This is a genomic window from Halovenus halobia, from assembly GCF_051414135.1.
GTDB lineage: Archaea > Halobacteriota > Halobacteria > Halobacteriales > Haloarculaceae > Halovenus > Halovenus halobia.
The window spans coordinates 11984-38085 of the sequence record NZ_JBLKOA010000006.1 but is presented as its reverse complement, the minus strand read 5'-3'; the positions used below and the strand labels follow the sequence as shown (position 1 = coordinate 38085).

Sequence of the window (26102 nt, the reverse complement as noted above, 5' to 3'; positions counted from 1 at the left end):
TGGAGTGAAACGAACGGCAGCAGTCTGCTACATACATTCTCTCTATTCAGCATCATTCCTGGGACCTATCACTGTCTGAAGGTTTCAACAAAGCCGGCTTTCTGGGCATTCGTAGTCAATACAGCACCCATTCTCTCTCGCCAGACCAATCGAATCGAAGTAGTCTTCACCCCTGCATAGCCAACACAGAGCAAGCGATGGGCGAGGACACACGAGTGCTCGGCATCGAGGGGACGGCGTGGGCCGCCAGCGCCGCGGTTTACGACAGCGCAACAGCGTCTGTCGACATCGAAACCGAGGCGTATCTGCCCGACAGCGGCGGCCTGCATCCCCGGGAAGCCGCCGAACACATGGCTGAGCACCTCCCCGACGTAATCGAGCGAATTATCGACCACGCACGCGAGGAATACGGCGACGACCCGTTCGACTGCGTGGCCTTCTCCCGCGGCCCGGGACTGGGGCCCTGTCTGCGACTTGTCGGCACTAGCGCCCGTGCCGTTGCCCAGCGCTTCGACGTGCCGCTTGTCGGGGTTAACCACATGGTTGCCCACCTCGAAATCGGCCGCCACCAGTCCGGATTCGACGCGCCAGTCTGTCTGAACGCAAGCGGCGCGAACGCGCACCTGCTTGGCTATCGCGCCGGCAGATACCGAGTTCTCGGCGAGACGATGGACACCGGTGTCGGCAATGCCATCGACAAATTCACGCGCCACGTTGGCTGGTCACACCCCGGCGGCCCGAAGGTCGAAGAACACGCCAAAGACGGCGAGTACGTCGACTTGCCCTATGTGGTCAAAGGAATGGACTTCTCGTTTTCGGGGATTATGTCTGCCGCAAAACAGGCCTACGACGACGGGACGCCCGTGGAGGACATCTGCTGTGGCCTGCAGGAGACGATCTTTGCGATGCTGACGGAAGTCTCCGAGCGTGCGCTCGCGCTCACGGGCAGCGAGGAACTCGTTCTCGGCGGTGGCGTTGGCCAGAACGAGCGTCTCCGCGAAATGCTCTCCTCGATGTGCGAGCAACGCGGTACCGAATTTTTCGCCCCCGACAATCGGTTTCTCCGCGACAACGCCGGAATGATTGCTGTCCTCGGCGCGACGATGTTCCGGGCTGGCCAGACGGTCCCGATTGCGGAGTCGAGCATCGATTCGGACTTCCGGCCTGATGCGGTCGAGGTCACCTGGCGCTCGGCAGAGAGATCGGTCGCCCGGGACCGAAGCGAGTTCGTCCAGGGCGCAGAATCGGCGGTCACCATCTCGGGCGATATTGTCGAGAAACACCGCCACGAACGGGCGTATCGCCACCCCACGCTGGACGAGCGGCTGCGTCGCGAGCGGACACGCGGAGAAGCACGACTGCTGTCCGAGGCTCGCCGACACGGTGTCGCGACGCCGGTAATCTGGGATATCGACACCGCAGAGACGCGGCTGACACTCCAGCACGTCGGCGACGATGACCTCCGTGACGCACTCTCCACAGTACACGTCCGCACGCTTGCCAAACAGCTCGCCCAACTTCACGAGGCCGGCCTCGTCCACGGCGACCCCACCATCCGCAACGTCCGGGTCGGCGACTGCGTCTCGCTGATTGACTTCGGACTGGGCTATTACTCCGGCGACCCGGAAGACCACGCGATGGACCTCCACGTTTTGCTCGGCAGTCTCACTGGCACCGACGACGACGCTGACCGGCTGCGGAGTGCTGTTCTCGACGCCTACCGCGAAGCTGGTGACGATTCTGTCCTCGACCAACTGTCAGAAATCGAGGGACGTGGCAGGTATCAGTAAGGCTTTTATTCTTTCTGGAGACGGAAATCCATGCTAGACACACCCAAACTACCGCCTCAGGCCGTCAGACGCTATTATAGCTGATACTGGTGAGGAAACATTTATAAACTTCCACGACTAACTATATATTAACTAAGCCCGCGTAGCATATTTATAGATTGCTCCCGCGGCAACTGGAGACAAATTATGAGTGAATCACAGCGGACCAACGGCCGAGAGCGGACATCCGAGCACGAGGAGACTGAGTCCAAGCAGACAGAGGCGGAGACGGAGGTGTGCCCAGAGTGTAGCGGCAACCTCGTCAACGACGCCGAACACGGAGAGACGGTCTGTCAGGAGTGTGGACTGGTCGTCGAGGAGGACGAAATTGACCCTGGCCCGGAGTGGCGAGCTTTCGACTCCAGTGAGCAGGACCAGAAATCCCGCGTCGGTGCACCGACGACGAACATGATGCACGACAAGGGACTGTCGACGAACATCGGCTGGCAGAACAAGGACGCTTACGGCAATTCGCTGTCCAGCCGACAGCGCGAGAAGATGCAGCGACTCCGGACGTGGAACGAGCGATTCCGCACCCGCGACTCCAAAGAGCGCAACCTCAAGCAGGCACTCGGCGAGATCGACCGAATGGCAAGCGCCCTCGGTCTCCCCGAGAACGTTCGCGAGACGGCAAGTGTCATCTACCGCCGCGCGCTGGAGGAAGACCTCCTCCCCGGCCGTTCCATCGAAGGTGTTGCGACTGCGTCGCTGTACGCTGCGGCCCGACAGGCCGGGACACCGCGTTCGCTCGACGAAGTCAACCACGTCTCCCGCGTGGACCGTATGGAACTCACCCGGACCTACCGATATATCGTCCAGGAACTGAACCTCGAAGTCCAGCCAGCCAATCCGAAAAGCTACGTCCCACGATTCGTTTCGGAACTCGGCCTCTCCGAGGAGGTCGAACGACGCTCGCGCGAACTGCTCGACTCCGCCGAAGGGACGGAAGTAATCAGCGGCAAATCGCCGGTCGGACTCGCCGCTGCGGCAATCTACGCCGCCTCGCTGCTCACCAACGAGAAGGTGACACAGAACGAAGTCAGCGATGTCGCAGATATTTCCGAAGTGACGATTCGCAACCGCTACCACGAACTGCTGGACGTCGAAACGAACGCCGCAGCCTGATTCCTCTCCGCGGTCTGATACGCGACACAACGCTTTTCATCTGTGCGAGTCACCCACACACATGGAAGAAACAGAGGTCCGCGTGCTCTGTCCAGAGTGTGGGAAAAACTGGCGGAGTGACCCAACCGAACTCCCGGCGACCGACGCGAACTTTCACTGTCCGAACTGTCACGCAAGCCGGCGGCTCTCAGAGTTCATGCGAACGGAACACGACCTCAGAACAGTCAAACAGTTAGGTTGAGGTCGGTGAGACGGCACCGCAGGCCGCGCAGTGGAGCACTTCTGCGCCCTGCTCGCGCTCGATATCGGTATCCGGGAGGCCACACTCCGAGCAGAGCACGTACTGCTCTGCGTAGGCGTCGAGTGCTTCCCGGACTCGCTTGGCGTCGAACTCGCCGGTTAGCCGCGCTCGGCCGCTCTCGTCGATGTGTGCGCTGGTCCCGACCTCGTCTTGCAGGAACTTCAGCAGGTGGTCCTCGTCGCGGCCCAGGTCATCACAGGCCTGCTGAAAGTTCTCGAAGACAGTCGCGTGACCCTCCTGACGGACGTCTGGGTCGGGAATCTCGAACCGCTCGGAATCGGCGTTGATATCGGGTGTCTCGCTGATTCCTCGGTCAAGCATGTCATCGTAGTCCATAGAGAATCGTTGCTCTGCCAGCAATAAAAGCCGTCCTGTTTACTCCGCGGTCGCCGGCACGCCCGTAACGGTTGTCTCCGGGGGCACGTCCTCCGTTACGAGTGAGTTGGCGCTGACCTGTGCGCCCTCGCCGATTTCGACGCCCGGCAGAATAATGGCGCTCGCGCCAATCATTGCTCCCTCGCGGATATGCACCTCGCCGGTCCGGTACTCCTCGCGCAGGAACTCGTGACAGAGAATCGTCGCGTCGTAGCCGATGATCACGTCGTCTTCGATGGTGATCAGCTCTGGCCAGAAGACATCCGGCGTCGCCTCCAGCCCGAAAGCGACACCCTTTCCGATGGTCACGCCGAGTCGGCGCAGGAGCACCCGCTTGAGCGCGAGACTCGGTGAAATACGACAGAGCAGAATCACCGTATAGTTGACCATGACCTGAAGCGGATTCCTGATCTGGTACCATCGCCCCAGCGACGTTCGGACGTGTGGTCGGGGATGTCGCTGGACACGCTCACGCCGGTCCTCGGTATCGTCGTCGCTCCGGTCGGCCGCCATAGCCCGGTTTCGGTGGGCAGGAACTTCAAACTCGCGGCCTAGTCGACCCGCTCGGCAAGCACAATGAGCGCCTCGCTGTCCTCGACGGCGTACGGCGAGACCTCCCGCCGACCGTCGAATCGGATGACGTCGCCGGCCGAGAGGTCGTACGTGTCGTCGTCGAGGTCGAGTTCGATGGCTCCCGACCGGACGGTGAGCACAATCTGGCGGTCGGGATGGGTGTGCGGGTCGACCCGTTCGCCGGCGTCGAGTGCCAACTGGATGACCATCGGTTCGCCGGCGTCGAAGGGCCGGGCGTGTGGCGCGCCGTCGAGTTCGTCGAGTGACGCCTGCTCGGGCATAGCCGTCCGTTCGACGGCCACGGGGAAGTGGGCTCTCCCGAACATTTCCCACCGAATATATTCGGAGCAATCCACAGGGGAGTTGGTTCCCAGTCACTCAGTATGAGTCAGCCAGAGGGTACCGAGCCAGACCGACGACTCGATGTTCGCCAGATTGAGGGGGGACCGTTCGACGACATTATGGCCGAACTCGACGCGCTCGGCCCTGAGGAGACGCTCCTGCTCCAGAGCAGTTTCGAGCCCGAACCGCTGTACGACGTCCTTGCAGAGCGTGGCTTTACCCACGAGACCGAACAGGTCGAACCCACGCTGTATCACGTTCGGGTCCGTCACATCTGACCGGTCGACTCGGGGCCGGCGAGAAACCACTCGACGAGCCGCGCCTGTCCTCGCCGCAAAATTGTGCTCGCGGTCGATTTGTCGACATCGAGTGTGGCAGCCAGCTCGGCGAGTGTACACTCACGAGGCACTGCGAGGTAGCCCTCTCGCACTGCGGCGTCGAGCACCTCGCGCTGGCGCTCGGTCAGCAGCGACTCAGCATCTGTTCGCGTCACGAGTGATACAGACCGATAGCGCATACCTCCGTCTAAAGGCGGAGGTCAAGCGGTAGGCATAGTGCGTCAATCCATGAATCCCGCGATTGCTGGATTTCCCACCGATTCACCGTCAGTATTAACACCTCGTAACCTATAGTGTGCAATACGAATGAAGACCACACGGCACGCGACTTACAACCTCAACTATCACATAGTGTGGTTGCCGAAGTACCGCAACTCGGTACTCGTCAACGAGGTCGCAGACCGTGTGCGAACCATCCTCCATGAAATCGCCGACGACAAAGGCTTGGAAATCATCGACCTGACCGTTCAGCCCGACCATATCCACCTGTTTGTCAGTAGTCCACCGAAGCACGCACCGTCACTCCTCGCCAACTGGTTCAAGGGCATCTCCTCGCGGAAATACAACCACCGCTACGCCGACAACGACGGCGAGAAGATTCGATGGGCACGGGGCTACTACGCAGGAACGGCGGGTCACGTCTCCAGCGAAACGGTTCAGGACTACATTCAGCGTCACGAGGAGGGCGACACATGACGGAACTCACCAAGACGCTGGAACTGAAACTGGTAGACCCGAACGCACACAAACGGCGGAAGCTCTGTGAGACGCGGGACGCCTACCAGCAGGCCCTTCGAGATGCGTTCGACGCTGGTTGCACCACGCAGACCGAAGCGAACGACGTGGTGGTCAACTACGACCTGTCAGGATACGCGAAGAACGCCCTCAAAAAGTACGTCCCGCAGTTGACGACGACGTACGACGCGGGCGACCTTCACGACGACCACCCTGTTCGGTTCACCAACGAGGGGCTATGCCTCGATCACCAGCCCGAGAACGCTATCGAGTGGTACGTCAAAATGCCGCACCATGATGACTACCATCTCTGGATGCCAGCACAACCGAACCCCGACCAACGGGATTGGTTGGAAGCTTTGAACGCTGGTGACGCGGAGATGGGCGAGAGTCGGCTGTTCCAGCGGGACGGGACGTGGTATCTCCACGTCACCGCCACCCGCAACGTGGAGGGCTGTTCCAAAGTGTCCGAAAATGAACGGACGCCTATCGGAGTGGACATCGGAGAAGCATCACTCGTCACGGTGTGTCACCGCGACGACTACGGTTCTCCGACCCGCCCCGAACTATGGGCTGACGAAGGCAAAACCGTTCGTCGGCTCCGCAAGACCTACTTCACCGCTACGCGACGGCTTCAAGAACGCGGAAGTGACCGTCTCGCCGAGTCGTTCGGTGACGACCTATGGAACCAGATAGACGACGTGTTCCATCGTGTCACCCGCGAAGTCGTGGAGCACGCCGAATCCGTCGAGAATCCCGTGCTGGTAATGGAAGACTTGACCTACATTCGGGAGTCGATGGACTACGGCGAGTATATGAATCGCCGTCTTCACGGGTGGGGATTCGCTAAACTCCACGCGCAGATACGGTACAAGGCCGTTGAGAAGGGGATTCCCGTCGAGACGGTGAATCCGCGTAACACGTCGAAGAAGTGCCATGCGTGCGGTGAAGTTGGGTATCGCCCGAAGCAGGCGACGTTCAAATGCACGAACGACGACTGCTGGATAGGCGAGTACCAAGCGGACGTGAACGGGGCGATAAATATCGCAGACCGCTACCTCAGCGGAGAGAGTCGTTCCAGAGAACACGAGAACGACAATGACTCGGCTGAGGATGGGGCGCATTTGACCGCGCCACAAGACAGCCAAGCCGATGCTGAAATCCAGCAGTTGACGCTTGGAACGTATGCGTCTTGAAACCACAGGGCCGTTGCACTCGCCCTGAAATCCCGTGGCGGGATTCCCGCGTCTTCAGGCGCGGGAGGAGGTCAATCCAGTTCGTACGACAGCGGCGCGCAATCGAGTACCTCCTGCAGTTCGTCCAGTTCTGCCCGCGTCCCAGTGAGGTCGAAGGTGTACCAGCCACGCTCGACGTCGACGGGAAACTCGATTGTCAGTCCGGCTGTCTCGACGAAGCCGTAGAGGTCGGTCTGTGTCGTCTCGTATTTTGTCAGTGCACGCCCGGAATCGGATTCTAACAGCTCGTAGGAGACGATTTCGGGATGTGTCCTGATCGCCTCGGCGGCTTCCGCTGGCGACTCGCCGAGGACTTCTCCAAGTTCGAGCGCGCGGCCGTCTATCTGGTAGCCCGACAGCAGTCGAAACGTCGTCTTCGGAAACGCTCGGGAGAGCTCTGCAATCCACAGCGAGGGCGGGAGTTCGATGCGAAACCGTGCGCTGATCATCCCGTACGACCCTCACCGCGGCAGTCTCGCCCGACCCAGTGTGGTCCCATTGCTCGCAACATACCGGGCACTGTCCACGCAACAGATATCAACGTATCGCCTGGACTGGTCGTTGTCCCCGTGCCCGTCGCAACTGCCAGCCAAGCAGTACACATTTGAATCACGGTCGCGATGGCTTTCGTATGACACTGTTCGGTACCCTTCGTCGTCTCGTCGTGTACGGATTCGCCCTCGTTGGCCTCGCAACAGTCCTGTTTGTACTCTTTTCGTACGGCTGGGACGGCGGCCCGCCGGAGGTCCACCTCGAATCGTCCGAGGCCGAGTGAGTCACTCCTCGCTGAGGTTGAGTGCGCCGATGAGCCGTGCAGTGACGACACGCTTGACCAACTCGACGAGGTCAATTTCGTCGCCAACGGCGTCAGCGAAAATCCCCAGGGGCACCTCCCCGCCGGCCATCTCTTGGTGACCGCCAGCGCTCCCGACGTCGTCAAAGGCCGTGTCGAGTGCTTCTCCGATGTGAATCCGTGAGTCTGTCGAGCGTGCGCTCAGGTGGATACTCTGGTCGACAATCCCGAAGACGATCGCTGTCTCGACGCCCTCCAGTGTTGCCAGATAATCCGCCGCTTGCGGGAGCGCGTCACGTTCGTTCGTTCGACTGACGTGGGTGATGAGTACCGACCCACGAACGATGCGGTTGCCGATGGACCGACCGATTGCGTCGACAGTTTCGCCGGTCACCGACGGCGAGGAGAGTTCACGCAACAGCGACCGGTCTGCCGTGTCGTGGAGAAACGCTGCTGCGGTGTACTCGTCTTTTGTCGTCCCACGGAGAAAGCTGAGTGTTTCTCGCCGAATCGCAAAGAGCAGAGCCGTTGCCAGTGGTGCGTCGACCTCGATGTCGAGTCCACGCACGTACTCGGTGAGAATTGTCGCTGTTGCGCCAATCGATTCACGGTGGTCGACGAACGTTGCCGTGATCTCGTCTGCCGGGTGGTGGTCAATGACGATGTCGACCGGCGTTCCCTCGGGGACGCGGTTGTTCGCACCCGGGACCGAGTGGTCGACGAAGGCCAGCAGGGACCCCTCTGGTCGGTTCTGGACAATCTCCGGCTCGAACTCCCGCAGGTCGATGTTGAGCAGATTGATAAAGGCGCGATTCTGCTGGTGTGAAATATCGCCGCTGTAGAGGATCCGTCGCTCGTCGATGCCTGCCTCGGCGGCGATACGCCCGAGTGCGAGCGCACTCGCCAGACAGTCTGGGTCCGGGTTGTTGTGACAGACGATGGTGAGCTGCTCTCCCGTCGTGAGCAGCTCCTGGAGCGACGCTGCGTTGGACATACTTCCAGTACCACTCCCTCACACAAGAGTTCTCTCCAGCTCGGCCTCAGTTTTTGCGTTCGTCGTTGATGTCTGCCCCGGAACTCTCGCCAGGGAGGATGTCGCCGAGTGCAGCCCCGAAGGAGGCGACCGTCCAGACGACGCTGATGCGGGCCAGCGCCACCACCGGGTCGGCCCAGCCGTTGAGCCGCCCCCACATCGTCATCATCGCCGCCGCGGTCAGAAAGGAGACGACGGCGATGCCAACCATCCGCCGTGGGATGAATCCAAAGATGGGCCGGTTCACCTGCACGTCCTGCGGTCCGGCCCAGTAGACCAGCCCGAGAATCATTCCCAGGACGAAGATGGTGTTGATCACGAAGTACACTGGAAAGACACCGACCCGAAAGGAGAGGAAAAACTCGGCGATGTCGAAGACGCCGTCCTCGACGAGAAACGGGATGGCAAAGAAAATGCTCCCGACGAAGGACTCGGCGATGTCCCGGGACGTGTATTTCTCGATCCGGTCACCGAAGATATCGTCGAGCGTTGCCTCGACTGTCTCCTCGCGGAGACGACTCACTTCCTGTCGGTCGGTGTCGCTTTCCAGTACTGCATCGAGGTCATCGAACTCTCTGTTGAGCGCCTCGATGAGGGCACTGTCACTCATTTCTTGGACCTCCGGCGGCGGCGTTTCGAGCGTCGGGTCCTCCTCGACCAGCCGCGAGCCTTGCTGTGCGATGCCGCTTTCGAGAGCCACGGCTGGCGTCGTCTGGTCGTCGGAGAGAATATCACCGAGACCAGCACCGAGTGAGCCGACAGTCCAGATGACGTTGATGCGGGCCAGTGCCTCCACCGGCGAACGCCAGCCCCCGACTCGTCCCCAGACGGTCATCAGCAGTGTCGCAACGACGAAGGAGACGGTGAGTGTCATCACCAGCCGGACGGGCACGACACCGAACAGCACGTCCGTTTCGGCTCTATCCTGGCCGGTCCACTCGATGAGTGCGTAGGTCACCACCACGACGAAGACGGTGTTTGCGAGCAGAAAGACGGGAACGCCCGCGACAGTCGAGCCAAAGAGATGGCTAGCGATGTCGAAGATGCCGCCCTCGACCAACAGCGGCGAGGCGAAGATGACGCTGCCGATAAACGCCTCGGCGACGTCTCGCCTGTCGAGATTCCGAACCCCGGAACCGATGAGTCCGCGGTCGTGTGCTTCGACCAGCAGGTGTTTGACGTCGCGAATCTCGTCCTGTGTTCGGTCGTCAGCGCCCTCTCGAAGCGCAATCAGGTCCGTAAAGAGGTCCTCGATGGTCGCGGTGTTGTCGGGTTCGACCTCTTCGAGGTCGGCGTCGGTCTCGGTCGCTGGCTGTGACTCCGACATTCCGTATGGTGGCTTTTTGCGGAGCACCGGTATATATCTCGTCCTGTCGGTCGACCAGTCGGCGAGTAGAGTTCCCTCTGAGGGTTGTTCGCGACTACGTCTCGAATGGGGCTGTGGCCCCGAACTGCCGTTCACTCGCTGAGTGCCCGTCTCGCAGATTCCGGGATTTAAGTGCCAGACTGCCATCGGCCAACGTACGCATGTCCGAAACGGCGCTGGGCTCTCTCTCCCATCTCGGCTGGGGGCCCAGACTGGCTCTCTGCTATCTCACGGCAGTGTCTCTGATTGTCGGCGTCCCTGCTGTTGCCGCGACACCCGGCGTCGCGGAACAGCGACCGGTCGACAGCAGCACGGCGCTGGCAGCCCAGGACACGACACTGGTCGTCGACGACGATGGTGGCGGCGACTACGAGTCGGTTTCGGCGGCGCTCGCCAACGCGAGCGACGGTGACACCATCCGCGTTCGTGCCGGTACGTACAGCGGCTTTCGGCCGACGAAAAACGTGACAATCACGACGGCTGGCGCGGTCGTCGAAGGCGCAATTCGTCTCTCGGGCACGGCTGCGTCCCCGACAATCGAGGGATTCACAATACGACCGTCGGCGGAGGCCACGAGCGGTGTCGGTGTCTTCGCCGACGACTCGCGCGGCGACTGGACGATCCGTGACATCACGACCCGAAACATCGAGTACCACGGTATCTCGGCGCTCGACAGCAGCGGCGACTGGCGTGTCACCGACTCCGACATCCGCGGCAGTGAAATCACCATCGCGGCCGCTGGTTCGACCGGAGACTGGCGCATCGAGCGGACCGTTATCGCTGGTGACGAGTCGAGTGTTACTGGACAGAACGGCGTGATTCGGCGCAGTACAATCGTCGGCACCGTCTCCGGGTCTCGGGCCCCTGGCGAGCGACCGATTGACGCTCGGCGGAACTACTGGGGCCAACCCGGTGGGCCGAGAGACGGTCAGTGTACCGACGATGTCGATTGTTCGGCGCCACTCGATAGCCCGCCGGTCAGTTCGTCTGACCCGGTCACTGACCCTGGTGACGGCGACGGTGAGGACGGGACGGAGACAGACAATCTGGCTCCGACGGCGGTTGTGAGTGTCAACCAGCCCACGACCGAATTCTCGCTCACAGCGTCCGTCGGCGAGACGTTGCGGTTCGACGGGTCGGCCTCTGCTGACCCGGACGGCGAGATTCACTCATACGAGTGGTCGGTCTCCGGGCCGGCGACTGCACAGGCGACTGGTCCGCGGTTCGATACGAGCCTTCCCGAGCCAGGGACGTATACGGTGACGTTGACGGTGAGCGACGGCACGGCGATGGACACTGCCGGATTCACGGTCGACGTGTCTGCGACAAGCGACTCGCCGCCAACAGCTATTCCCCCCGTTGCCGCAGTGTCGGCTCCTGACTCGGTGGCCACCGGCGAGACGGTGCAGTTCTCGGCGGCGGACTCGGTCGACCCCGATGGTCAACTCCGCGGGTACGACTGGGATTTTGACAATGACGGCACCATCGAGGCGAGCACGACCGGCCCGACAGCGACGTACACCTTCAGCGAGGCCGGCCGCTACGACGCGACGGTGACTGTCGTCGACGACGACGGCGAGACTGCGACCGCGAACACGTCGGTCCGCGCTGTCTCGGCGACGCCCCCCACGCCCGCGCTGAGCGTCAGCCCCATTGAGGGCGACCGGCAAGTCGCGGGCCGAGGACTCACCTTCGATGCGAGGGCGTCGACAGCCAGTGCTGACCGGGAGATTGTCGCCTACGAGTGGTCCTTTGGCGACGGGACGACGCGGCGCGTCCGGGCCCGTGACGGCGAGCCACCGCGACCCACGACAACGTACACTTACGATAGTGCCGGGTCCTACGTCGTGACGCTGACGGTCGTCGACAGCGTGGGCGTCGCGGCTACGACGAGTCGTCGCGTCGAGGTCACATCACCGCCGACCCCACAGATTGGGCCGGTCAGTCCGGAGAAACCGGGTCGACTCGTCCGCGGTATCGACCTCGAAAACAGCTACATGGTCCCGGTCGATGCCCGCAACGATATCGAGACAGTCACCGCCACGTTCCCCACCGGCGAAACTATCGAGGCGACCCGAGCGAGCGAGGCCGGCGAGCACACGACCTGGCGACTCGGCGATGTCGATATCGACGCAGTGACTGAACCGGGGCTGAACACCGTCGCGGTCCGGGCGACCGACGAGCAGGGTCACACCGGCGTCGAAACATTCACCATCGGTGCCTTCGAGCCGCCGGGCTGGTTCGAGTTCGCCATGGGTGACAATCCGACGGTTACCCGCGATGAAGACGGACGCTGGCTCCTCGAATCGAGCGCCCCGACTGTCCCGCCGGGCGGCCTGGTCGGCCCGACCTACTCCTTCAGCCCGCCGGTTTCACAGCTCAGCGGGGAGTACGCGCTCGGGCTCGGCGCTGAGTACGGCTTCGAGTACGTCTTCGCCCAGAGCCGAGCCACGGCGAGCGGGCACGGCAGACTCTCGCTGACGACACCGGTCGAAGGACTGGACCTCGACGCGGACATCGGCACCGGATTTGGCGGGTCACGTTCGCGAAGTTTCTCTTTCGACATCAGCGGGACCGCCCGGGTTACCGACAATGCACAGCGGGCAGTCTTCGAACGCGGCCGGGTTGCGTTCGGCACACAGGCCTCGGCCACCGTCCCCGTTGCTGGTGTCGCGGTCTACATCCCGACGCTCGATACGACTGTCGGCGTGGCCAGCGTCGACCTCACCCTGACGAAAGGGTTCGAGCCCGGTGTCACGCTCGCGGTCAACGACGCCCGGACGGCGCTTGCTCCCGAGTCAATCGAGTTGACCCAGACGGTCGACCTGAAGGTCACTGCCGGGGCCGGCAGTTCGGTCGACTTCGGCTTTGGCCGCGTCGGACTCGAAGCCCGGGGTATCGTCGGTAGCGGCGCGCAGTTCACGACCGAGGTCTACCCCGACGTAGACCTCAGTGATGTGACGCTGTCGCTGCGCGCGGGTGTACGCGGCTGTCTCGGCCCCTGCGCCACGACGTGGCTACTCGACGACGAGTACCCACTTACAAGCGAGAGCCGTGCTGTGGCACCAGCCCTCGATACCACACTGTCGCCGACGAATCCACTTCCAACCTGATTATTGCTATGACTGATACTTCTCAACACGGCTGCCAAACGTTCGATCCGTCCGACACGGTGACCCACGGGCCGGTGGTCGACAGCAAGCCCAGCGCAACTCGTGCCGGTCTCATCTTCCTCTTTGCTGCGCTCTTGCTCGCCGTCGCGGCCGCACCGGCCGCCGGGGTGCAAGACGACCCCACACCGGCCAACGTCACCCAGTTGACCGACAACGACGTTGCCGACCGACCGCCGACCGTCGCCGTCGGTGAAGACGGTCCCGTCGCGGTGTGGGCCGGCCGCGACCCCGGAAAATCCGAACTCGCTGGCTTCGAGCTGTATACGGCCAGCAGAACCGACGGCTCGTGGTCCGAAAAGCGGCAACTGACCGACGACCAGCGACTCGACATTCGCCCGGACCTCGCCAGCACTGGCGACTCACAGTTTCTTGTCTGGAGTCGCGAACGAGCGTCCGGTGGGTTCGGGATTCGCGGTGCCAGGCTCACCGGCGACGGCCTGGGCGAACGCCTCCAGTTGACCGAGGACGGCGAAGCGTTACACCTGAACCCGACGGTCGTCGGCAGCGGCGACCGCTGGCTGGTCACCTGGTTCGTCGATCAGGACGGCAACCTGTCGACGACCAACGACCACGCCACCCGCTACGCGCTGGTCGACGGGCTCACGCTGGATGTGCTCGACTCGGGGGAGTTCGACGACAGTTCGTACATCGCACCTGCCGTGACCGGCGGCGGCTTCGAGATTGCGGTCGCGCGGTCGGTTGGTGGCGAGGGGACCGTCGAACGGCTCCGGCTCACCGACGGCGGCACGGAGACTGTCGAGACCTTCTCGGCGCCCGGCCTGACGGCGCTTACCGCGAGCGGGGACGCGACAGCCTGGGCGAGCGTCGGCGAGATGGAATCGATTACCGTCGCTGACGACGGTACGACGACCGTTACGACGAACGCGACCAGCATCCGTGACCTCTCGTTCGTCCCCGGCGCACCGCGACCAGTTCTGGCGTATCAGGCCCGGTTCCCCGACAGCAACGGGGCCGTGCCAGCGTATCACGTCCGCGCCGGCGACGGCTGGACGACGCCGCGGTTGCTCTCCGTTCCGGGGACGACAACCGACCTCGGCACCGCGGCCACCAGCGACGAACTGGTCGCGCTGGCCTCGACACCTGAAGACCCGGCGGGCACGACCGACCTGCTCGCACTCTCTCGTCGGTTCCAGCCTGATTTAACCGTCGACGCGACGGCGAGGACGGACTCCGCCGCAGTCGGCACCGAGACGACAATCGAATACACCGTCACAAACCGCGGCGACACGGCCGCGCCGCCAACGGTTGTCGTGCTCCGGGGTCGAACTGGCGGCGTCGATTCCGCGACGGTCCCCGAACTCGGTGTCGGTGAGTCGACGACAGCGACCTTCTCGGCGACTGTCGACCGCGCCGGCGAGTTCGAGATAGTCGTCGACCCGGCCGGACAGGTCGACGACCGCAACCGGACGAACAACGACGCGGTGGTCGTCCTCGCACAGCCAGACCTCGGCGTGACTTCGGTCCGCGAGCGCCGCGAAGAGGGCCAGCTTCAGGTCGAAGTTGGCGTCGAGAACACTGGGACCGTTCCGGCTGGTCCCTTCGAGGTTCGCGTCGAGGCGGGCAACGAGACAGCGACCGGCTCGCTGCCTGGTCTCGGCGCTGGCCGAGAGATTCCGGTGACAGTCGGGCTGAACGCCTCCGGACTTGCCTCGTCGGTCTCGGCGACAGTCACTGTCGACCCTGACGGCGCGGTTAGCGAGCCCGACACCACGGACAACACGCGGTTGGTGACATTGCTCCAGCCGGACCTCGCCGTCGCTGAACCGGTGACCGTCGAAGAGGCTGCCGACGGTGGTACTGTGCGGTTCGGTATTCGCAACGGCGACACCGGCGCGGCGACGGCCACGGCGACGCTCGTGACCGCCGAGGACGTCGTCTCACAGACCGTCGAGATTCCGCCGGCCCGCGACGAGAACGATACCGTCGTTATCCGGACGGCGCTGAACGTCTCGACGGCGCCGGAGGAGGACGCCTTCGGTATCCAGGTCGAGCCGGAGACGCTCGACTCGAACCCGACCGACAACGTCTTCGGCAACCCGCCCGGCGGCTTCCCCGAGCCACAGCCGGAGCTGTCGCTGTCGGTCGAATCGCCCGAAAACGAGACGACCGTAGCGCCCGGCGAGGCGGTGCCGGTGCGGGTCGCTTTCGAGAACACCGGCGACGGCCGCGCCCGACGGACGCTCACTGTCGAGGGGTCGACGACCGTCGAACAGCGTTTCGAGGTCCCGCCCGGCGACGTGACGGCGTTCACCGTTGAGGTGGCCGCACCCGGGCAGGCCGGCCAGTTCGACCTGACACTGCAGGCCGGGGACCTTTCGCAGACGCTCTCGCTGGAGGCTGCGAGCAACGGGTCGACGAACAGTACGGCCAGCGCGCCGGGCTCCGGTCCTGGTGGTGGCGGTAGTCTCCCGATAGCGATTCTCGTCGTGGCTGTCGTGGCCGCGCTGGGCGTGCTCGCGTACCGGCGACTCGACTGAGTTATATTGTGAGCGTCACGACGACCGGCAAGTGGTCAGAGGGAAACTCGCCGTCGACAGTTGTCGCGTCGACGCTGTACCTCCGAACGTCGAGATTCGTGGTCACAAAAACGTGGTCAAGGGTTTGGCCGTCTGCCACGGACCCGAACTCGGTGAACGTCACTTCTGGTCCCGTCCGTTCGCTGGCGACCGTTCGCGCGTCACGCAGGTCTCGCTCGAAGTCCGACCCTGTCAGTTTCTCGTACGGCGCTGACCCTGGCTTGGCGTTGAAATCTCCGAGGACGACAACCGGTCGGTCTGGCGGCGCCGCGTCGACACGCTCCCGGAGCACCCGGACGCTTTCGAGGCGTGCCTGCTGGCCGACGTGGTCGAAGTGGGTGTTACAGACCGTCAGGCGCTGTCCCTTCTGGTGGCGAACGACTGCCATCGTCACGACACGGGGGTACTCCGCGTCCCAGCCCACAGTTCCGGGATCGCCGGATTCAGAGAGCCAGGTCGTCTCGGCGTCGAGCATTTCCCACGGTGACCGAACACCGAGGGGCACGTGCTCACCCGAGCCGGGTTCGTCGGCGACGCCAACCACTCGTATTCGGGGAGTCCCGTCGCGAGTTCAACCTGCTGCTCGCCGGTACACTCCTGCACCCCGAGAATGTCGGAGTCGGCCGCCCTGACGCGCTCGATAACGCCGTCGCGGCGGTTCGGCCAGCTATGTGTGCCGTCGTCGAGAATAGCGTGCCGGACGTTATACGTCATCAGGGTGACGGGGTCCATCACTCTGGTTCGAGGCTTGGAGACACTTCGGTCGCTCGGAACCCGCCAGCGTGGCCGCTACTCCAGTTGGTGGTAATCGAGTTCGTGGTTCTCGTCCAGCGCGGCCTGAACCTCGGTGCTTGGCTCGCCGATGCCCCGGGTGTAACTGCGCATCCGCCCGAGGTCGGCCCGCGCGTAATAGATGTTGCGCCGCCAGTTGGCCTCGGTTTCGGTGTAATCCGTCCGGTAGTGAGCGCCGCGAGATTCGGTGCGTTTCAGCGCGCCGCGAAGGACCGTCTCGGCAACGGTGAGCATGAAGCCGATGTCGACAGCGTACTCGAAGGAGTCGCTGGTAATCGGTCCGACATCCATGTCTCGGGCCTGTTCGCGGAGGTCGGCCAGTCGGTCCAGCCCCATCTGCAGCGTCTCTTCGTCGCGCAGGATGCCCGCGTGCTCCCACATAACACTTTGAATCTCGGTGAAGACCGCCATCACATCGTGTTCGCCGTCACGGTCGGCCAGCGCCTTCAGGTCACTCACGTGTGGCTCGACAACCGAACCGACGAAACCGCCGGGCAGGTCGCCGGACCCGTCGACGCGGTCAGCAATCCGCTGGCCGGCGACGACGCCGAAGGCAACCGTCTCGGCCAGTGAGTTGCCGCCGAGTCGGTTCGCGCCGTGGACGCCGGCCATTGTCTCGCCGATGGCGTACAGGTCGTCGACGCTGGTCTCACCGTGTTCGTCGACGGCGACGCCGCCCATGCCGTAGTGGGCAGTTGGGGCGACTTCGACCGCCTGTTCGGCCATGTCGACGCCCAACTCTTGGAACCGCTCGTACATCCGGGGGAGCCGTTCCTCGATGAACGCTCGGTCCTTGTGCGAGAGGTCGAGATAGACGCCGCCGTTGTCGGTGCCGCGGCCCTCCGCAACCTCCTTGGCGATGGCACGGGCCACCACGTCACGGGCGTCCAGTTCCATCTGGTCCGGGGAGTATCGCTCCATGAACCGCTCACCTTCGGTGTTGTACAGCCGTCCACCTTCGCCACGGACTGCCTCGGTGACCAGTCGGCCGCTCCACGGGGCCCACTCTGGGTCGTCCTCGTCGACAGCCATCCCGGTCGGGTGGAACTGGACGAACTCTGTATCCATTAGCTCTGCACCAGCCTCGTAGGCCAGCGCTGGGCCGTCGCCGTTGTTCTCGTCGTCGCGGGAAGTGTGGCGGTTGTAGATCGCCGCGTAGCCGCCTGCCGCGAGTACGACCGCACCGGCGTTGAACAGTACGCTCTCGCCGGTGTCCATATCGAAGCCGACAGCGCCGTGGGCGCTCTCGCCGTCCGAAAGCAGCCGCGTAATCATCACATTCTCGCGGTAGGGGACTTCGAGTGCTTGGGCGCGCTCGACCAGCGTGTTCAGCATCGACTCGCCGGTGTGGTCGCCGGCGAAGGCGGTCCGGCGGAACGACTGTGCGCCGAAATAGCGCTGGTCGATTTCGCCGTCCTCGGTGCGGGAGAATTCCATCCCCCACTCGTCGAGTTCGCGCAGACGCTCGGGCATCTGCCTGGTGACTGTCTCGACCTTCTGGGGGTCGTTGAGGGAATGGCCTTCGTTGAGGGTGTCGGCGGCGTGGATGGCCCACGAATCTTCGGGGTCGTGGGTGCCGAGTGCACCGTTGATTCCGCCACGGGCCCACGTCGTGTGTGCGTCGCCGTGCCCGCGTTTGCCCAACACGAGTACGTCGTCGACGCCCTCCTCGGCGAGTTCGATAGCCGTCCGGGCACCGGCCGCTCCGGCACCGATCACCAGCACCGACACGTCGACGCGTTCGTCGACAGAGCCGTCGTACTGTCCGCCAGCGGGGTCTGCGGGAGTCATACCTAATAGTAAGGGACGAACACGTATGAACCCGTCGCGCGCGTGCGCGCGAATCGCCCCGCTATGTCTCCTCGCCCGGACACCCGTCACGAATTCTGAAGCCGTCCGCACGCAGTTCGATTCCGATCTCTTTGACCGGGCACTCGTAGCCTGCCCACTCTATCGTCGCCTCTTCCCCCAGTACCAACATCTCGACGCGCAGGTCGTACTCTCCAGCCTCGAGGGTTTCCGGCTCTCGGTGCACGCCTCACCAGGGGCGATCTCCCCGAATCGAACCCTTCGACGACGCCGAGGTTATCTCTCGTGGTCTGGAGAACGAACGTCACCGGGTGTGTCTGGGAGTCGCTGTTCTCGACGGAAATCCGAAGCTCTGAAGACTCCGGGTCCGGGTCAGCGGGTTCGCTGGGTTCGTCGCTCTCGTTCGAACAGCCCGCCAGCCCGGCTGTCAGCGTTGCGCCAGCGGTCACGAGGAAATGACGGCGTCGCAGATGTATGTTACCACACCTACATGTGAAAAGCCACCAGACACCGGGCCAGAAGCAGCCAGCACGAGGTGTCACGACCCCGCAACACTGCCGCGTCACACCGCCACTCGGCTTTAGGTGCCAGCCAGCCCTACCAACGGTGCATGCATCCTCGAACCATCCTTCGCATCGAGGGGTTGGCTGTCCTTGTACTGGTGCTGGCTGGCTATTTCACACTCGATGGACCACTCTGGCTGCTGGCTGTGCTTGCACTGGCGCCCGACCTGTCGATGCTCGGCTATCTGGGCTGGTCACATCGGCGCGGACCGACTCGTCGGCTACGGACTCAAATACGCCTCGGGATTCAAACAGACCCACCTCTCGACGCAACCAGCCCCAGTTGAACAATTTACGAAAGAGTGACAGCGCCGTTGTGCCCCCAGCAGCGCAGGTACAACCATAAAGTGGCTCTGTCGCGGAGGGTCACACATGGGTGATGAGGACATCGACGAGGTGGACAAGGCTATCCTTCACGCGTTGCAGGAGGACGCCCGCAACAGTTCCTCGGGGGATATCGCAGAACGGACGGGCACCTCCGACAGCACCGTCCGCAAACGGATTCAGCGGCTCGAGGCCGACGAGATAATCAAAGGCTACAGCGCGGACGTGGATTACCAGCAGTCGGGCTATCCGCTCCGAATGCTGTTGTTCTGTACCGCGCCGATTCCCGACCGTGGTGAACTCATCGACGATATTCTCGAAATTTCGGGGGTTGTCTCCGTGCAGGAACTGGTCACGGGCGAACAGAATCTCCTCGTCACTGCCGTTGGCGAATCTGATGACGATATCACGCCTGTCGCACAGGAACTGCTCGACATGGGACTGACCGTCGCCGACGAAGTCCTCGTCCGCAGCCACCGAACGACGCCGTTCGACGAGTTCGAGTCTGAGACCGACGATTCCTGACCGCTCTGTCCGTCGGCGCTGATTCACTCCCGGCAACAGCTGCCGCCATGCCGTCCGAGCTATGACTCCAGTTCACATATTAGGTCGTAATATAATCATTATGTTACTGAAGTACGAATTACACGAACGAACTGGTAATATAGAAAGATTTATTGCCCAATCTGTTCGTACACTTGGGTAGACAGACCGACCACCCTGGCCTCGGGCTGGTCGGTCAGGAACGCAGACGATGACACAAAAGACGCAGCCTTCGACGGTGGGACAGCTTCCGACGCCAGAGACCGAGTCCTCGCCCGTACCGGTCGTGCTGACACGGCTGGCGTGGACGCTCTTACTGGGCAGTATTGCCACGCTGACTGCCTTTCTCCTCCGGGGCCGGCCGTGGGAACTGCCGGGCGTGACCGTCGACGGCCTCACAGTCATCATGTGGCTCACAGTCACCTTCTTCAGCGCCATCGTCCACAGCTACTCGCGGCGCTATCTCGCCGGGAGCAAGACTGCCGAGGCGTTTTTCGGGCGTGTGTTCGCGTTCACGCTCGTGGTGATGGTGCTGGTCGCGGCCGACCACCTCCTGCTGTTTGGGGCCGCCTGGCTTGGGATGGGGCTGGTGATGGCCAGTCTGATTGGCACGCTCTCGGCGTGGCCGCAAGCACAGGCTGCGGCGGCACTCGCACGCCGATACTTCGTTGCCAGCAGTGCTGCGCTTGCGGCGGCACTACTGGCACTCTGGGTTGGGACCGGCGCAACCACGGTGTCTGGCGTCACGGCGGCCGCGGAGTCGACGCCGTTGGTGGTCGCCGCTGCCGGGTCGCTCGTCCTCGCGGCGATGATTCAGTCGGCACTGCTTCCCTTCCAGTCGTGGCTGCTCTCGTCGATGACGGCACCGACGCCGGCCTCGGCGCTGATGCACGCTGGCTTCGTCAACGCTGGCGGCGTCCTGCTCGTCCGCTTTGACGGTGTTGTCACTGTCGAACCCGCAGTTATGCTGGCAGTCGTGGCTCTGGGCGCGGTCAGCGCGCTGGGCGGGAAACTGTTGAAGACGGTCCAGACAGACGTGAAGGGTGAACTTGGCTGCTCGACCGTTGGCCAGATGGGCTTCATGCTCATGCAGGTCGGACTGGGCTTCTTTGCGGCCGCGATTACTCACCTCATCCTGCATGGCTTTTATAAGGCCTACCAGTTCCTCAGCGCAGGCGAGCAGGTGGCCCAGCAGTCACCAGTCAAGTCGACGACAGCCCGCTCGACTGGGCTCGTCGAGGCGGCGGTCATCGTGCTGACCGCGCTCGCTGGCGGCGCACTGTTCGCTGGCCTCACTGGCAAGGGGACGAAACTCGGCGGCGGCTTGCTGCTGGTGCTCATCGTCGTCCTGACTGTCCTCCACGCTGCCCGCGAGGTGACGACTCGCCCGTCACTGCCGGCAAGCGTCCGGTACGTCGGTGTTCCGCTGGTCGCGCTGCCGGCGATTGCGCTGTACGCCGGCGTCTACCGCGCTATCGAAGGACTGCTCCCGGTTGCAGCGCCACCGACGGAGTTGACGCTTCTCCACGGGCTCGTTGCCGTGGCCTTCCTCGGCGCGTATCTGGCAATCGAGAGTGGGCGCTACAAGCACAGCGAGCGCCTGTACGTGTTCCTGTTGAACGCCACGCAGCCACCGACCGACACGCAACTTACCACCACGGAGGAGTACAATGAGTACTGACACCGCAATCGAAGACTGTATCGACTCGGCAGCCAAGGCAGTTGGCTCTGTCTGGCCGCTACACTCTTTTGTGACGGCGAACCCACTCGCGGGCTTCGAGGACCAGCCGTTTCACGAGGCTGTCGGCGAGGCCGAGGCGCTGCTCGGTGCCGACGGCTACCCCGACTCTGCAGTCTTCCGCCGCGCCTACGAGGACGGCCGCATCGACACCGAGATACTCGAAGCGACCCTCGCTGCCCACGACTACGAGACCGACCCTGAAGCGAGCCTCGACGCGATGGACGGCCCAACCACGGAATCGACCCTGCCAGAGACAGAGGGCGTCGACACGGTGCTCTCGAAGTGGCTGGCCGCCTTCCTCGACGAAGGGCAGGCGGCGTGGCCGATGCCAAACCGCGAGGACGGCTTCTACGAGGCGTTCCGAAGCGTTGCTACCCACGACGGTACCATTCCAGACAGCGACGCAATCACGGACCTGCCCGACGACCCAGCCGACGCAATTCGTGACGCGCTGGCCGCTCACTCGGTTGACGAGTGGGAAGCAATCATGGAGTGTCAGTTGGCCGCGCTTCCGGGCTGGACTGGCCTGCTCAAACAGCGCGCCGTCGACGAGGGCGCTTGGCAGTCAGCCTACCCAATCACACTGACGGGCTATCTGGCTGTGCGACTGACGCTGGTTGAGGCCTTCGACGCCGTGTTTGTACCCGACACTAAGGTCGAACCCGACACATCGGTTCCTCGCGCCGAGTGCTGGCTTGGGGCGTGGGAAGACAGCTACCGCGACGAACTGGTCGACCCGATTACCGACGCCAGCGAATCACTGAGCGAGGCTGACGAGAAGCGTCCCGACGCACAACTGGTCTTCTGTATCGACACGCGCTCTGAGATCATCCGCCGCCGCGTCGAAGCCACTGGCGACTACGAGACACACGGCTACGCTGGCTTCTTCGGCGTCCCGATGCAGTACTCTGGCTACGACTCGTCAGTCTCCGTCGACGCGTGCCCGCCGATTGTCGACGCGAAACACTACGTCACCGAGGAGCCAACCAATGGCGAGAACGAAGAGCGCTACGACCGCTGGGCGGGCCTGCTCGACGCTGGAAAGACGGCCATCAAGGACCTGCGCTCGAACGCCGCGACGGCGTTCAGCTTCGTCGAGAGCACTGGGGTCGGCTACGGTGGGGCGCTCGCGGCCCGCACGCTGGTTCCGGGCCGAGTTCGTGGCCTACTCGGCGCTGCTGCGGACCGCACTCCGGCCGACCACACTCACTGCGCCCCCACGCTCGACCACGATTCCGACGCTGGTCACGACCTTCCGCAAGGACTCACTCTCGACGACCGCGTCGAGTACGCCGCGACGGCCTTCGAGTTGATGGGCATCGAGGAGTTCGGCCGCCTGTTCGTCTTCACCGGCCACGGCAGCGAGACCGCGAACAATCCGTTCGATTCGAGTCTGGACTGTGGAGCCTGTGCGGGCAACCCTGGCGGCCCGAGTGCTCGCGTCCTCGCGACAATCTGCAACGACGAGGCTGTTCGCGAGCGCCTCACCGAGCGCGGCGTCGACGTCCCCGACGATACGGTCTTCCTCGCTGGCCAGCACAACACGACGACCGACGAAATCGACCTGTACGCGAGCGAGGTTCCGGAGAGCCACGCCGACGACTTCGCCCAACTGCGCGATGACCTCGACACAGCGCGGACACAAGCTGCCGCCGAACGCGCCGGTGACATGGGCGCTGACACGGCCAACGGCGTGGCCGAAACCGAACGCCGCGCCGCCGACTGGGCAGAGACTCGCCCCGAGTGGGGGCTGGCCGGCAACGCGGGGTTCGTCGTTGGCCCTCGCGAACTAACTGACGGGCTGGACCTGGACGGTCGCGCATTCCTGCACTCCTATGACTGGCGGACCGACACCGACGGCGACGCGCTCGAAGCTATCATTGGCGGTCCGATGGTCGTCACCCAGTGGATCAACACGCAGTACTACTTCGCAACAGTCGACAACGCGACCTTTGGAAGTGGCTCGAAGATTACCCACAACCCCGTCGGCAACGTCGGCGTCTACCAGGGCAACGGCGGCGACATCATGACCGGCCTCCCGCTGCAGTCACTGACCGCCACCGACGACGACCTATATCACCAGCCACTGCGCCTCTCGACGGTGATTCATGCGCCTGTCGAGCGCGTCACCGAGATTCTCCGCGACAACGAGGCGGTGGCCGAACTGCTGGACAACGACTGGCTCTCGCTGACCGTCGTCGACCCGACGCAGGACCACGCGGCCTTCGAGTACGAGTCCGACATCGAGTGGACGCTGCTGTCCGAAGACGCACCGACGCCCGAGCAGACGCCTCCCCCCGCGGCCGCCGACGACTGACTTGTGCCACTGGCAGTTCACGAATCCAGAAGATTCAGTTTGTCGAACCGAAGGGTCCCTTTTCGATTGGACAATCTTAACTACGAAAAGAGCCAACTATACGTTGATGAGCAAAACCAATCAAGAGTGGTGGCCGGAAAGTTTAGACCTGAGCAGTCTCGACCAGAACGCCCGCCAGTCTGACCCCCGCGGTGACGACTTCGATTACGCGGAGGCCTTCGAGTCCCTCGACTACGAGGCACTCAAATCCGACCTGACGGAGATGATGACAGACTCGAAAGACTGGTGGCCGGCAGACTACGGCCATTACGGACCGCTATTTATCCGGATGGCCTGGCACAGCGCCGGCACCTACCGAACGACCGACGGCCGTGGGGGCGCGGCCGGCGGCCGACAGCGCTTCGAGCCACTGGGTAGTTGGCCGGACAACGCCAACCTCGACAAGGCCCGACGCCTGCTCTGGCCGATCAAACAGAAATACGGCGACCAGATTTCCTGGGCCGACCTTATCGTGCTCGCGGGCAACGTCGCGATGGAATCGATGGGCTTCGAGACCTTCGGCTTCGCCGGCGGTCGCGAGGACGCCTTCGAGCCCGACGAGTCAGTCGACTGGGGACCAGAGACGGAGATGGAGTCCTGGGACCGCTTCGACGCCGAGGACTTCCTGCAGAGTCAGCTTGGCGCGACGGTGATGGGACTGATTTACGTCAACCCCGAGGGTCCCGAGGGCGAACCCGACCCCGAGTGGTCGGCCGAGCGCATCCGCACGTCGTTCAGCCGGATGGCGATGGACGACCGACAGACCGCCGCGCTCATCGCCGGCGGTCACACTTTCGGGAAAGTCCACGGCGCGGACGACCCCGAGGAACACGTCGGTCCCGAGCCCGCAGCCGCCCCAATCGAGGACATGGGGCTGGGCTGGGAGAGCGACTACGGCTCCGGCAAGGGCGACGACACCATCACCAGCGGTATCGAGGGGCCGTGGAACTCCACGCCGACGATGTGGGACACCTCCTACCTCGACAACCTCCTCAACCACGAGTGGGAACCCGAGAAGGGTCCCGGCGGCGCCTGGCAGTGGACGCCCGTCGACGCCGACGAGGTCGAGGACGCGCCAGAAGCCCACGGCGACGGCGAGCAGACGCCGATGATGCTGACCACTGACGTGGCACTCAAGCGCGACCCCGAGTACCGCGAGATTATCGAGGAGTTCTACAACGACCCACGAGAGTTCATGACCGCCTTCGCCGAGGCGTGGTACAAGCTCATTCACCGCGACATGGGCCCACCGGAGCGGTTCCTCGGCCCGGAAGTGCCCGACGAAACGATGATCTGGCAGGACCCACTGCCGGACCGCGATTTCGCACCTGTCGACGAGAACACGGCCAAACAGCTCAAAGACGAGATTCTCGACACCAACCTGACGACCCAGCAGCTCGTTAAGACGGCGTGGGCCTCCGCTTCGACCTACCGCAGCAGCGACAAACGCGGCGGCGCCAATGGCGCACGTATTCGATTCGAACCCCAGCGCAGTTGGGATGTCAACGAACCCGACCAGCTCGAAGAAGTCCTCTCGACCTACGAGGATATCAAGGCAGAATTCAACGACTCGCGCTCGGACGGCACCGCCGTCTCGCTGGCCGACCTCATCGTCCTCGGTGGCAACGCCGCAATCGAGGAGGCAGCGGCTGCGGCCGGCCACGATGTCGATGTGCCCTTCGAGCCCGGTCGCGTCGACGCCGAGGAAGAGTGGACCGACGCGGAGTCTTTCGAGGCACTGAAGCCCGCCGCCGACGGCTTCCGCAACTACATCGGCGACGACTTCGAGGGGCTCGACCGCACGGCCGAGGAACACCTCGTCGACCAGGCCGACCTGCTCGACCTGACGCCCGACGAGATGACGGCCCTGCTCGGCGGTCTGCGCACCCTCGGTGTCTCCTACCAGGATACCAGCCTCGGTGTGCTGACCGACGACACCGAATCGCTGGATAACGACTTCTTCGTCAACCTGCTCGACATGCAGTACGACTGGGAAGAAGCCGACGAAGACCACGTCTACGAGGGCTACGACCGCGAGACGGACAGTCTGAAATGGGAGGCGACGCGCTTCGACCTCATCTTCGGGTCGAACTCACGCCTTCGCGCTCTCGCAGAGGTCTACGCGAGCAATGACGGCGAAGCGGAACTCGTCGAGGACTTCGTCGCGGCCTGGCACAAGGTCATGACGGCCGACCGCTTCGACCTCGAGTAAGCCGACG

Annotated in this window: 24 protein-coding genes and 1 pseudogene; 14 read left to right on the top strand and 11 right to left on the bottom strand. The window is 63.4% G+C overall.

The annotated features are described in order from the left end of the window. Positions 1 to 197: 197 nt before the first annotated feature. The 3 genes from ACMGFM_RS13090 to ACMGFM_RS13080 all read left to right on the top strand — a co-directional run bounded on the left by ACMGFM_RS13090 (position 198) and on the right by ACMGFM_RS13080 (position 3195). Positions 198 to 1790, top strand: coding sequence for a bifunctional N(6)-L-threonylcarbamoyladenine synthase/serine/threonine protein kinase (locus ACMGFM_RS13090; protein ID WP_436903094.1), 1593 nt, complete (start codon positions 198 to 200; stop codon positions 1788 to 1790). A gap of 186 nt (positions 1791 to 1976) precedes the next feature. Continuing rightward, the gene (locus ACMGFM_RS13085) at positions 1977 to 2954 is read left to right on the top strand and encodes a transcription initiation factor IIB (protein ID WP_436903093.1); all 978 of its coding nucleotides are present in this window, start codon (positions 1977 to 1979) and stop codon (positions 2952 to 2954) included. 61 nt (positions 2955 to 3015) lie between these two features. Then, positions 3016 to 3195, top strand: a complete 180-nt coding sequence (locus ACMGFM_RS13080; protein WP_436903092.1) for a DUF7836 family putative zinc-binding protein — start codon at positions 3016 to 3018, stop codon at positions 3193 to 3195. Here the strand turns inward: ACMGFM_RS13080 and ACMGFM_RS13075 are convergent. The 3 genes from ACMGFM_RS13075 to ACMGFM_RS13065 are packed head-to-tail and all read right to left on the bottom strand — an operon-like array spanning position 3187 to position 4484. Continuing rightward, positions 3187 to 3591, bottom strand: a complete 405-nt coding sequence (locus ACMGFM_RS13075; RefSeq protein ID WP_436903091.1) for a translation initiation factor IF-2 subunit beta — start codon at positions 3589 to 3591, stop codon at positions 3187 to 3189. The genes ACMGFM_RS13080 and ACMGFM_RS13075 overlap by 9 nt on opposite strands. A gap of 39 nt (positions 3592 to 3630) precedes the next feature. Next, positions 3631 to 4143 (bottom strand): acyltransferase, encoded by a 513-nt coding sequence (locus tag ACMGFM_RS13070; RefSeq protein ID WP_436903090.1) that lies wholly within the window; start codon positions 4141 to 4143, stop codon positions 3631 to 3633. Positions 4144 to 4181: 38 nt separating this feature from the next. Next, the gene (locus tag ACMGFM_RS13065) at positions 4182 to 4484 is read right to left on the bottom strand and encodes a cupin domain-containing protein (RefSeq protein ID WP_436903089.1); all 303 of its coding nucleotides are present in this window, start codon (positions 4482 to 4484) and stop codon (positions 4182 to 4184) included. A gap of 102 nt (positions 4485 to 4586) precedes the next feature. Here ACMGFM_RS13065 and ACMGFM_RS13060 point away from each other — a divergent pair, with 102 nt between their 5' ends. After that, on the top strand, positions 4587 to 4823 hold the full coding sequence (locus ACMGFM_RS13060) for a DUF2249 domain-containing protein (RefSeq protein WP_436903088.1): 237 nt from the start codon (positions 4587 to 4589) through the stop codon (positions 4821 to 4823). Here ACMGFM_RS13060 and ACMGFM_RS13055 read toward each other — a convergent pair. Next, a complete protein-coding gene (locus ACMGFM_RS13055; RefSeq protein WP_436903087.1) occupies positions 4814 to 5062 on the bottom strand; it encodes a helix-turn-helix domain-containing protein in 249 nt (82 codons plus the stop codon). The two genes, ACMGFM_RS13060 and ACMGFM_RS13055, sit on opposite strands and share 10 nt — an antisense overlap. 127 nt (positions 5063 to 5189) lie before the next feature. Here ACMGFM_RS13055 and tnpA point away from each other — a divergent pair, with 127 nt between their 5' ends. Both tnpA and ACMGFM_RS13045 read left to right on the top strand, forming a co-directional pair. After that, the gene (tnpA, locus tag ACMGFM_RS13050) at positions 5190 to 5579 is read left to right on the top strand and encodes an IS200/IS605 family transposase (RefSeq protein ID WP_436903086.1); all 390 of its coding nucleotides are present in this window, start codon (positions 5190 to 5192) and stop codon (positions 5577 to 5579) included. Beyond that, complete coding sequence (locus tag ACMGFM_RS13045) at positions 5576 to 6814, top strand: RNA-guided endonuclease InsQ/TnpB family protein (protein ID WP_436903085.1); 1239 nt, start codon at positions 5576 to 5578, stop codon at positions 6812 to 6814. The genes tnpA and ACMGFM_RS13045 overlap by 4 nt, the downstream gene beginning before the upstream one ends. A gap of 71 nt (positions 6815 to 6885) precedes the next feature. Here the strand turns inward: ACMGFM_RS13045 and ACMGFM_RS13040 are convergent, their stop codons facing one another. Then, positions 6886 to 7302, bottom strand: coding sequence for a hypothetical protein (locus ACMGFM_RS13040; protein WP_436903084.1), 417 nt, complete (start codon positions 7300 to 7302; stop codon positions 6886 to 6888). A 182-nt stretch (positions 7303 to 7484) separates the two neighbouring features. On the opposite strand from ACMGFM_RS13040, the gene ACMGFM_RS13035 reads away from it, so the two are divergent. Beyond that, positions 7485 to 7628, top strand: a complete 144-nt coding sequence (locus ACMGFM_RS13035; protein WP_436903083.1) for a hypothetical protein — start codon at positions 7485 to 7487, stop codon at positions 7626 to 7628. 1 nt (position 7629) lies between these two features. Here ACMGFM_RS13035 and ACMGFM_RS13030 read toward each other — a convergent pair whose 3' ends face one another. Then, positions 7630 to 8640 carry a DHH family phosphoesterase gene (locus ACMGFM_RS13030; protein WP_436903082.1) on the bottom strand — a complete coding sequence of 337 codons (1011 nt, stop codon included), beginning with the start codon at positions 8638 to 8640 and terminating at the stop codon, positions 7630 to 7632. 46 nt (positions 8641 to 8686) lie between these two features. After that, a complete protein-coding gene (locus ACMGFM_RS13025; protein WP_436903081.1) occupies positions 8687 to 10006 on the bottom strand; it encodes a hypothetical protein in 1320 nt (439 codons plus the stop codon). A gap of 200 nt (positions 10007 to 10206) precedes the next feature. Between ACMGFM_RS13025 and ACMGFM_RS13020 the strand changes: the two genes are divergently transcribed. Both ACMGFM_RS13020 and ACMGFM_RS13015 read left to right on the top strand, forming a co-directional pair. After that, on the top strand, positions 10207 to 13158 hold the full coding sequence (locus ACMGFM_RS13020) for a PKD domain-containing protein (RefSeq protein ID WP_436903080.1): 2952 nt from the start codon (positions 10207 to 10209) through the stop codon (positions 13156 to 13158). A gap of 8 nt (positions 13159 to 13166) precedes the next feature. Further along, positions 13167 to 15716, top strand: a complete 2550-nt coding sequence (locus ACMGFM_RS13015) for a CARDB domain-containing protein (protein WP_436903079.1) — start codon at positions 13167 to 13169, stop codon at positions 15714 to 15716. 1 nt (position 15717) lies between these two features. Here ACMGFM_RS13015 and ACMGFM_RS13010 read toward each other — a convergent pair whose 3' ends face one another. The 4 genes from ACMGFM_RS13010 to ACMGFM_RS12995 all read right to left on the bottom strand — a co-directional run bounded on the left by ACMGFM_RS13010 (position 15718) and on the right by ACMGFM_RS12995 (position 18582). Continuing rightward, positions 15718 to 16143, bottom strand: a complete 426-nt coding sequence (locus ACMGFM_RS13010; RefSeq protein ID WP_436903333.1) for an endonuclease/exonuclease/phosphatase family protein — start codon at positions 16141 to 16143, stop codon at positions 15718 to 15720. A 2-nt stretch (positions 16144 to 16145) separates the two neighbouring features. Next, positions 16146 to 16469, bottom strand: coding sequence for an endonuclease/exonuclease/phosphatase family protein (locus ACMGFM_RS13005; RefSeq protein WP_436903078.1), 324 nt, complete (start codon positions 16467 to 16469; stop codon positions 16146 to 16148). Between the two features lie 75 nt (positions 16470 to 16544). Beyond that, positions 16545 to 18338: an L-aspartate oxidase gene (locus ACMGFM_RS13000; protein WP_436903077.1), complete on the bottom strand. Its 1794-nt coding sequence runs from the start codon at positions 18336 to 18338 to the stop codon at positions 16545 to 16547. Between the two features lie 61 nt (positions 18339 to 18399). Continuing rightward, entirely contained in the window at positions 18400 to 18582 is a 183-nt protein-coding gene (locus tag ACMGFM_RS12995) for a hypothetical protein (protein ID WP_436903076.1), read from the bottom strand. Between the two features lie 384 nt (positions 18583 to 18966). Between ACMGFM_RS12995 and ACMGFM_RS12990 the strand changes: the two are divergent. From ACMGFM_RS12990 to katG, 5 genes and pseudogenes are all read left to right on the top strand, one after another. Next, a pseudogene (locus ACMGFM_RS12990) lies at positions 18967 to 19225 on the top strand (DUF4260 family protein). Positions 19226 to 19291: 66 nt separating this feature from the next. Then, positions 19292 to 19768, top strand: a complete 477-nt coding sequence (locus ACMGFM_RS12985; protein WP_436903074.1) for an Lrp/AsnC family transcriptional regulator — start codon at positions 19292 to 19294, stop codon at positions 19766 to 19768. 229 nt (positions 19769 to 19997) lie between these two features. Continuing rightward, entirely contained in the window at positions 19998 to 21467 is a 1470-nt protein-coding gene (locus tag ACMGFM_RS12980; protein ID WP_436903073.1) for a proton-conducting transporter transmembrane domain-containing protein, read from the top strand. Next, positions 21457 to 23844, top strand: a complete 2388-nt coding sequence (locus tag ACMGFM_RS12975) for a DUF2309 domain-containing protein (RefSeq protein ID WP_436903072.1) — start codon at positions 21457 to 21459, stop codon at positions 23842 to 23844. The genes ACMGFM_RS12980 and ACMGFM_RS12975 overlap by 11 nt, the downstream gene beginning before the upstream one ends. 106 nt (positions 23845 to 23950) lie before the next feature. Beyond that, a complete protein-coding gene (gene katG / locus ACMGFM_RS12970) occupies positions 23951 to 26095 on the top strand; it encodes a catalase/peroxidase HPI (protein ID WP_436903071.1) in 2145 nt (714 codons plus the stop codon). Positions 26096 to 26102 lie beyond the last annotated feature (7 nt).